General features: G+C 72.5%; 8 protein-coding genes and 1 pseudogene. 4 read left to right on the forward strand and 5 right to left on the reverse strand.

Features of this window, described 5'->3' with window-relative positions:
- Positions 1 to 72: 72 nt before the first annotated feature.
- Positions 73 to 378, reverse strand: coding sequence for a 30S ribosomal protein S14 (gene rpsN, locus ACFV0Q_RS37310; protein WP_385011887.1), 306 nt, complete (start codon positions 376 to 378; stop codon positions 73 to 75).
- Positions 378 to 614 carry a 50S ribosomal protein L28 gene (gene rpmB / locus ACFV0Q_RS37315; RefSeq protein WP_385011888.1) on the reverse strand — a complete coding sequence of 79 codons (237 nt, stop codon included), beginning with the start codon at positions 612 to 614 and terminating at the stop codon, positions 378 to 380. Before rpmB ends, rpsN begins: the two co-directional genes overlap by 1 nt.
- A 64-nt stretch (positions 615 to 678) precedes the next feature.
- Between rpmB and rpmG the strand changes: the two are divergent.
- From rpmG to rpsR, 4 genes and pseudogenes are all read left to right on the forward strand, one after another.
- Positions 679 to 840, forward strand: a pseudogene (gene rpmG / locus ACFV0Q_RS37320) (50S ribosomal protein L33); the annotation flags it as partial.
- Between the two features lie 30 nt (positions 841 to 870).
- Positions 871 to 972, forward strand: coding sequence for a 50S ribosomal protein L31 (locus tag ACFV0Q_RS37325; protein WP_385011903.1), 102 nt, complete (start codon positions 871 to 873; stop codon positions 970 to 972).
- A 26-nt stretch (positions 973 to 998) separates the two neighbouring features.
- Positions 999 to 2,111 carry a CobW family GTP-binding protein gene (locus ACFV0Q_RS37330; protein ID WP_385011905.1) on the forward strand — a complete coding sequence of 371 codons (1,113 nt, stop codon included), beginning with the start codon at positions 999 to 1,001 and terminating at the stop codon, positions 2,109 to 2,111.
- A 43-nt stretch (positions 2,112 to 2,154) separates the two neighbouring features.
- Positions 2,155 to 2,391, forward strand: coding sequence for a 30S ribosomal protein S18 (gene rpsR, locus ACFV0Q_RS37335; protein ID WP_385011891.1), 237 nt, complete (start codon positions 2,155 to 2,157; stop codon positions 2,389 to 2,391).
- 215 nt (positions 2,392 to 2,606) lie between these two features.
- Here the strand turns inward: rpsR and ACFV0Q_RS37340 are convergent, their stop codons facing one another.
- From ACFV0Q_RS37340 to ACFV0Q_RS37350, 3 genes are read right to left on the reverse strand one after another with little or no spacing between them, the layout of a single operon-like run.
- Positions 2,607 to 4,094 (reverse strand): ABC transporter ATP-binding protein, encoded by a 1,488-nt coding sequence (locus ACFV0Q_RS37340; protein ID WP_385011894.1) that lies wholly within the window; start codon positions 4,092 to 4,094, stop codon positions 2,607 to 2,609.
- Entirely contained in the window at positions 4,091 to 4,900 is an 810-nt protein-coding gene (locus tag ACFV0Q_RS37345; RefSeq protein ID WP_385011897.1) for an ABC transporter permease, read from the reverse strand. The genes ACFV0Q_RS37340 and ACFV0Q_RS37345 overlap by 4 nt, the downstream gene beginning before the upstream one ends.
- Positions 4,897 to 5,853 carry an ABC transporter permease gene (locus ACFV0Q_RS37350; RefSeq protein WP_385011900.1) on the reverse strand — a complete coding sequence of 319 codons (957 nt, stop codon included), beginning with the start codon at positions 5,851 to 5,853 and terminating at the stop codon, positions 4,897 to 4,899. Before ACFV0Q_RS37350 ends, ACFV0Q_RS37345 begins: the two co-directional genes overlap by 4 nt.
- Between the last annotated feature and the right edge of the window lie 44 nt (positions 5,854 to 5,897).

Raw genomic sequence — 5,897 nt, forward strand, 5'->3', positions numbered from 1 at the left:
GCACCGTCCGGCCCGGTCATACCCGGTGGAAGACGTCAGGCCCGGCCCCCCGAGGGGCCGGGCCTGACCGCGTCACCAGGACGACTTGGTCACTCCCGGGAGGAAGCCGGCGTGTGCCTGCTCTCGCATCCGGACCCGGGAGAGCCCGAACGTGCGCAGGTGGCCGCGCGGTCGGCCGTCCACGCTGTCGCGGTTGCGCACCCGGGTAGCGCTGGCGTTGCGCGGCTGGCGGCGCAACTCCGCCAGGGCCGCGCCCCGTTCCGCTTCGGTGGAGGACGGCCTGCGCAGGACTTCCTTCAGTTCAGCGCGCCGGGCGGCGTACCGCTCGACCATCGCCTTGCGCTTCTCGTTCTGCGCGATCTTGCTCTTCTTGGCCATCAGACCTTCACCCCGCGCGCCCGGATCCTCGCCACGGCGGCCTCGACGCCGATCACGTCCACGGTCTTGATCGCCTTCGCGCTCAGGACCAGGCGGACGTAGCGGCCTTCACTGGGCAACCAGTAGCGCTTGCGCTGGATGTTGGGGTCGAAACGGCGCGAGGAGCGCCGGTGCGAGTGGGAAATGGTGTTGCCGAAGCCCGGCTGGGCGCCGGTCAGCTGGCAGTGGGCGGACACGAGTGGTACCTGCCTCTCACGGAAGCTAGATGGAAACGATTTCCATTACCGTATACTAGCCCGCATGGCACGCGCCGAAGTACGCCCGATCATCAAGCTCCGCTCCACGGCGGGCACCGGCTACCCGTACGTCACGCGCAAGAACCGGCGGAACGCCCCTGACCGGATGGTGCTGCCCAAGTTGGACCCCGCCGTCCGCGGGCACGTCGACTTCCGCGAAGAGCGCTGCCCCCTCCCGACCCGAGAGAGACACCCCATGAAGCCTGGAATCCACCCCCTCTGCACCGGCACCGCCCGCGTCCTGGACACCGCCGGTCGCGTCGAGCGCTTCGAGCGCCGCTACGGAGGGCTCAAGTGACCCTCCCCGTCGTGATCGTCGGAGGTATGCACGCCGACGCCCGCAAGGAGACCGTCGAGCACCTGCTGCGCGCCGTGCCGGGAAGCGTCGCCCTTCACCACGATCTGTCCTCGGCCGCCGCGGGCAACGTACGTCGCACCCTGCGCAACTCCGGGGGTGAGATGTCCGCCGACGAGACTCCGCTGGTCAACGACTGCGCCTGCTGCGCGCTGCGCGAGGACCTCGTTCCCGAGCTGGAACGACTGGCCGCCGCCGGGCTGACGCGACTGGCCGTCGTGGAGCTCTGGGACTCGGTCGAGCCCGGGACGATGGCCGAGGTCGTGGCCGCCCATGCCGGCGACGTATGGGAACTCACCAACGTGATCACCGCCGTTGACCCCGCGCTCGTCCTGCCCTGCCTCGGCAACGGGGACGACCTCGCCGAGGCCGGACTCGCCGCGGCGGCCACCGACCAGCGGACGGTCGGGGACACCTGGGCCCGCCAGCTCGAATACGCGCCGGTCCTCGCGATCGCCGACAGCGAGGAGGCCGACGACGAGGACCGCGCCCTGCTCGCCCAACTGCACCCGACGGCCCGCCAGGTAGCCATCGGATCCAGCGAACTCACCCGCTTGGCGTTCGCCGGTTTCGACGTGGAGACGGCCGCCGCCGCCCAGCACCCCGCGTGTGCGCTCCTCCCCCAGGAGGCCGACGAGGCGGGGGTCGCCACGCTCGTGTGGCAACGCCGCCGGCCGTTCCACCCCGAGCGGCTCTACCAGGCCCTGGAAGACCTGACCTGCGCCGCGGCCCGCAGCCGCGGCCGGTTCTGGCTCGCCGACCGGCCCGACACGCTGCTCGCCTGGGACGCCGCAGGCGGCGCCCTCTGCGTGGATAGCGCCGGACCCTGGCTCGCCTCGCTCCCGGACGCCGCCTGGGAGTTGGTGCCCGCCATGCGCCGGGCCGCTGCCGCCCTCGACTGGGATCCCGAACACGGTGACCGCTGCCAGCACCTGGTCTTCACCTCCCCCGGCCTCGACCGCGACGGTCTCCAAGAGCTCCTGGAGTCCTGCCTGCTCACCGACGCCGAATACGCGTCCGGGCCGGAAGCCTGGAAGCACCTCCCGGCCGCCTTCGCCCCGCTCCTGGATCCCGTCTCCTGAACAACCGTCCTCTGAACATCCAGCAACCCGAGAAGGAACACCCATGGCCCGCCCTGTCGCCCCCCGCAAGCCGTTGAAGACCCGCCCCAATCCGCTGGACGCGGCAAAAATCACGTACATCGACTACAAGGACACCGACCTGCTGCGGAAGTTCATCTCCGACCGCGGCAAGATCCGCAGCCGCCGGGTCACCCGCGTCACGGCGCAGCAGCAGCGCAAGCTCGCCGCGGCGGTCAAGAACGCACGGGAGATGGCTCTGCTCCCCCATGTCAGCCGGTAGCCGATGCCGTGCCCGGCCCGCGTGAGCGCGCCGGTGGCTCTGACAGGCTGATCCGCAGCTGCGGGCTGCTGCCCAGCCCGACCGGCGGGTGCTTGCCGGGGCGCCCGGCTCCTGGACCGGTCGGCAACGAACCCGCTCTCCACGATGGCGGGCACGGAACCTGCAGCCGTGCCCGCCATCGTTGTCCATGAAACCCTGAAGCGGACCGGGAGGCGTCAGACGACTGCCCCGCATTGCGAGGCAGCTTCCAACAGCGCTCTGGTGAAGGGATGCCGCGGGGCGCGGAGCAGCCGGCGGGCCGGTCCTTCCTCGACCACCCGCCCTGCCTCCAGGACCGCGATCCGGTCGGCCATCGTCCCTGCGGCCGCCAGATCGTGGGTGATGAACACCAGGGCGAGTTCCTCGCGGTCACGCAACCGGGCGAGGAGGTCGAGGATGCCCTGCCGGGTTGCCCCGTCCAGGCCGGAGGTGATCTCGTCGCACACGAGCACGTCCGGCGCCGCCAGCAAAGCCCGGGCCAGTGCGGCCCGTTGGAGTTCGCCTCCGGACAGCTCCCCGGGGCGGCGCGCGGCGAGGGCGGTGCTCAGACCCAGTCCCGCCAGCTGCCGTACGGCTCTCGCTCGCGCATCGTCGCGGCCGGCACCCCGCAGCCGCACGGCGGTGCGGGCGACCTGGTCCAGGACAGGCCGGTGTTCGTCGAAGGCGGCCTTCGGGTCCTGGAACACGTACTGCACGGCGGCCAGTTCGGCGCGGCCGCGGGAGCGCAGGCTGCGCGGCAGCGGGGTCCCGTCGAGCAGGACCGTACCGTCGTACCCCGGGTGCAGACCGGCCAGGCAGCGGCCCAGCGTGGTCTTGCCGCTCCCCGAGCGGCCGACAATGGCGAGGCACTCCCCCGCCGCGACGGCGACCCGGGCATCGCTCAGGACCTCGACGGTGCCCCGTGCGGTCCGGTGCCGCGCGGTCAGGCCGCGCGTTTCCAAGCGTGCGGCTCCCGTCGAGCGGGACTCACGGGCTGCCGGAAGCGCCTCTCGCCCCTGCCCGCCGAGCACCGACTCCGTCGGTCCGCGGTCCACGATGCGGCCCTCCCGCATGACCACGACCTCGTCGGCCAGCCGGCGCACCACGTCGAGGTCGTGGCTGAGCAGGACGACGGCGATGCCCTGGGCCGCCAGGGCGGCCAGTTCCGCCATGACGCCCTGTTTGGTGAGGACGTCCTGACCGGTGGTGGGTTCGTCGGCGACGATGACGCGGGCGCCCAGCAGCAGCGCCTGCGCCAGGACCACCCGCTGCTGCTGGCCGCCGGAGAGCTGATGGGGGAAGCGCCGCAGGATCACCTCCGGATCCGGGACCTGGGCCGCCAGAAGGGCCTGCGCGACGCGTCGGCGGATCTCCCGACGGGTACCGGGCCGGCGCGCGGCGATGTCGTGAAGGAGCGCTCCCGTGCGGCGGGCGGGGTTGAGGACGGCTGCGGGGTGCTGGGGTACGTACCCCACCGTGCCGGCTGTCACGCGTACGGTGCCTTCGACCCGGGCGCCCGGCGGGTACTCGCCGAGCAGGGCGAGCCCGGTGGTGGTCTTGCCGCTGCCCGAGGGGCCGATGACGGCGGTGATCTTTCCTGCGTGGGCTTGGAGGCTTACTTGGTCGACGACGGCCCGTCCGTTGATCTCCACGCGGAGGTCCCGCACCTCTGCGACCGTGCTCATCGCGACGCTCCCTTCCCGCCGCCGCGTCCCTGGAGGGCGGCGTCGAACAGCAGATTGGTGCCCATCGACAGCGCGGCGATGAGCAGGGCGGGGACGACGACCGCCCAGGGCTGGAGGAACAGTCCGGTGCGGTTGCGGTCGACCATCACCGCCCAGTCGGCGGCGTCCGGCTGCACGCCGACACCGAGGAAGGCGGCCGTGGCCACCAGGTAGAGGGCGCCGGTCAGCCGGATCCCGGCATCGGCGGCGAGGGTGCGGCGCATGGAGCGGGCCACGTAGCCGATGGCCGTGCGCCACCATGACTCGCCCTGCATGCGGAGGGCTTCGACCGAGGGCCGTGAGGAGATCTCGACGCCTGCGGCATGCACGACCCGTGCCGCGTCGGGTACGGCCGCCAGCCCGACCAGGAGGGTGAGTCCGGCGGGACCGGGCGTGAGGGTGGCTGCCACCAGCAGCACCAGGAGCAGGGAGGGAACGGCGATGACGACGTCGAGCGGCCGCATCAGCGCCTCCTCCAGCCAGGTACGGCGGGTGAGCGCGGCGCACAGGCCCAGCGGGACGGCGACCAGGTAGGCGAGCAGCGTGGCGGCGAGGGCCACGAGCACGACGGATCGGCCGCCGAGCAGCACCTGCCGCCACGCGTCGCGGCCTGCGAAGTCGGTGCCGAGCCAGTGCTCCGGCCCGGTGCTGAAGGAGACGGACCGGGGTCCGGCGGGGTCGGCGATCAGCGGGCCCAGCAGGGCAAGCAGCAGGGGTACGGCGATGAGCCCGAGGGCGAGGAGGTACCTCGGCAAGGCGCGGTTCATGCCGCCACCTCCGAGCGTGGGGCGAACCGGCGGGCGACGAGGTCGGCCGCCAGGTTGACCAGGACGGTGACGACACCGAAGACCACGGCCATGCCCTGGACGACGGGGACGTCGCGGGCGGCGACGGCCTCGACGAGGACGGTGCCCAGCCCGGGGATCACGAAGAGGGCCTCCACGACGATCACGCCGCTCAACAGCCAGTCGCAGGTGCGGGCCAGCTGCTGGGTGGCGGGAGCCAGGGCGTTGGGCAGGGCATGGGACCAGCGGATGCGGGCCCCGGAGAGGCCGTAGCGCCGGGCCTGGGCGACGTAGGGGGAGGCCATCGCGTCGATCATCCCGGCGCGGACCAGACGGCTGATGGTGCACACCGGCCGGGAGGCCAGGACGAGGACGGGGAGAATCAGGACGGCGGGCTCGGTGCGGAGGCCGGCGCCGACGGCGGTGGGCGGCAGCCAGCCCAGCCAGAGCCCGAACACGGTGGCCAGCAGCACGCCGAGGGCGAACTCCGGTACGGCGTGCACCGCCAGGGTGAGCCCACTGACGGTCCGGTCCAGCGGACCCCCCTCGCGGCGGGCCGTCAGGACGCCGATCCCCACCGAGAGGGGGACCAGCAGGGCGAGGGTGCCCGCCGCCAGGAGCAGGGTGGGGCCGAGGCCCGCGGTCAGGTAGCCGGTGACGGGCCGCCCGCTGATCAGGGAGGTACCGAGGTCGCCGTGCAGCATCCCGCCGACCCAGTCCACAAGGCGCTCGGCGGCCGGCCGGTCCAGGCCCATGGCCTCGCGGATGCGGGCGATGCGCTCCGGGTCCGGTTGGTCTCCGGCCAACGCCACGGCAGCATCACCGGGCAGCGCCTCGGTGAGCACGAAGATGAACAGGACGACGGCCGCCGTCTGCCCCCGCCCGAGGGGCATACGGCGGCCGGCCCATGACAGGGTGGGTGTCAAGCGAGCCATATCATGTCACTTATACACATCTGAAGCGTCCGAAGAATTAGGGC

This window comes from Streptomyces sp. NPDC059564 (assembly GCF_042735575.1).
GTDB lineage: Bacteria > Actinomycetota > Actinomycetes > Streptomycetales > Streptomycetaceae > Streptomyces.

Coding starts and splice junctions, on each gene's coding strand:
- ACFV0Q_RS37350 (WP_385011900.1), bottom strand. CDS start 5,853: ATGGCTCGCTTGACACCCACCCTGTCATGGGCCGGCCGCCGTATGCCC.
- ACFV0Q_RS37330 (WP_385011905.1), top strand. CDS start 999: ATGCACGCCGACGCCCGCAAGGAGACCGTCGAGCACCTGCTGCGCGCC.
- rpsR (WP_385011891.1), top strand. CDS start 2,155: ATGGCCCGCCCTGTCGCCCCCCGCAAGCCGTTGAAGACCCGCCCCAAT.
- rpsN (WP_385011887.1), bottom strand. CDS start 378: ATGGCCAAGAAGAGCAAGATCGCGCAGAACGAGAAGCGCAAGGCGATG.
- ACFV0Q_RS37345 (WP_385011897.1), bottom strand. CDS start 4,900: ATGAACCGCGCCTTGCCGAGGTACCTCCTCGCCCTCGGGCTCATCGCC.
- ACFV0Q_RS37325 (WP_385011903.1), top strand. CDS start 871: ATGAAGCCTGGAATCCACCCCCTCTGCACCGGCACCGCCCGCGTCCTG.
- ACFV0Q_RS37340 (WP_385011894.1), bottom strand. CDS start 4,094: ATGAGCACGGTCGCAGAGGTGCGGGACCTCCGCGTGGAGATCAACGGA.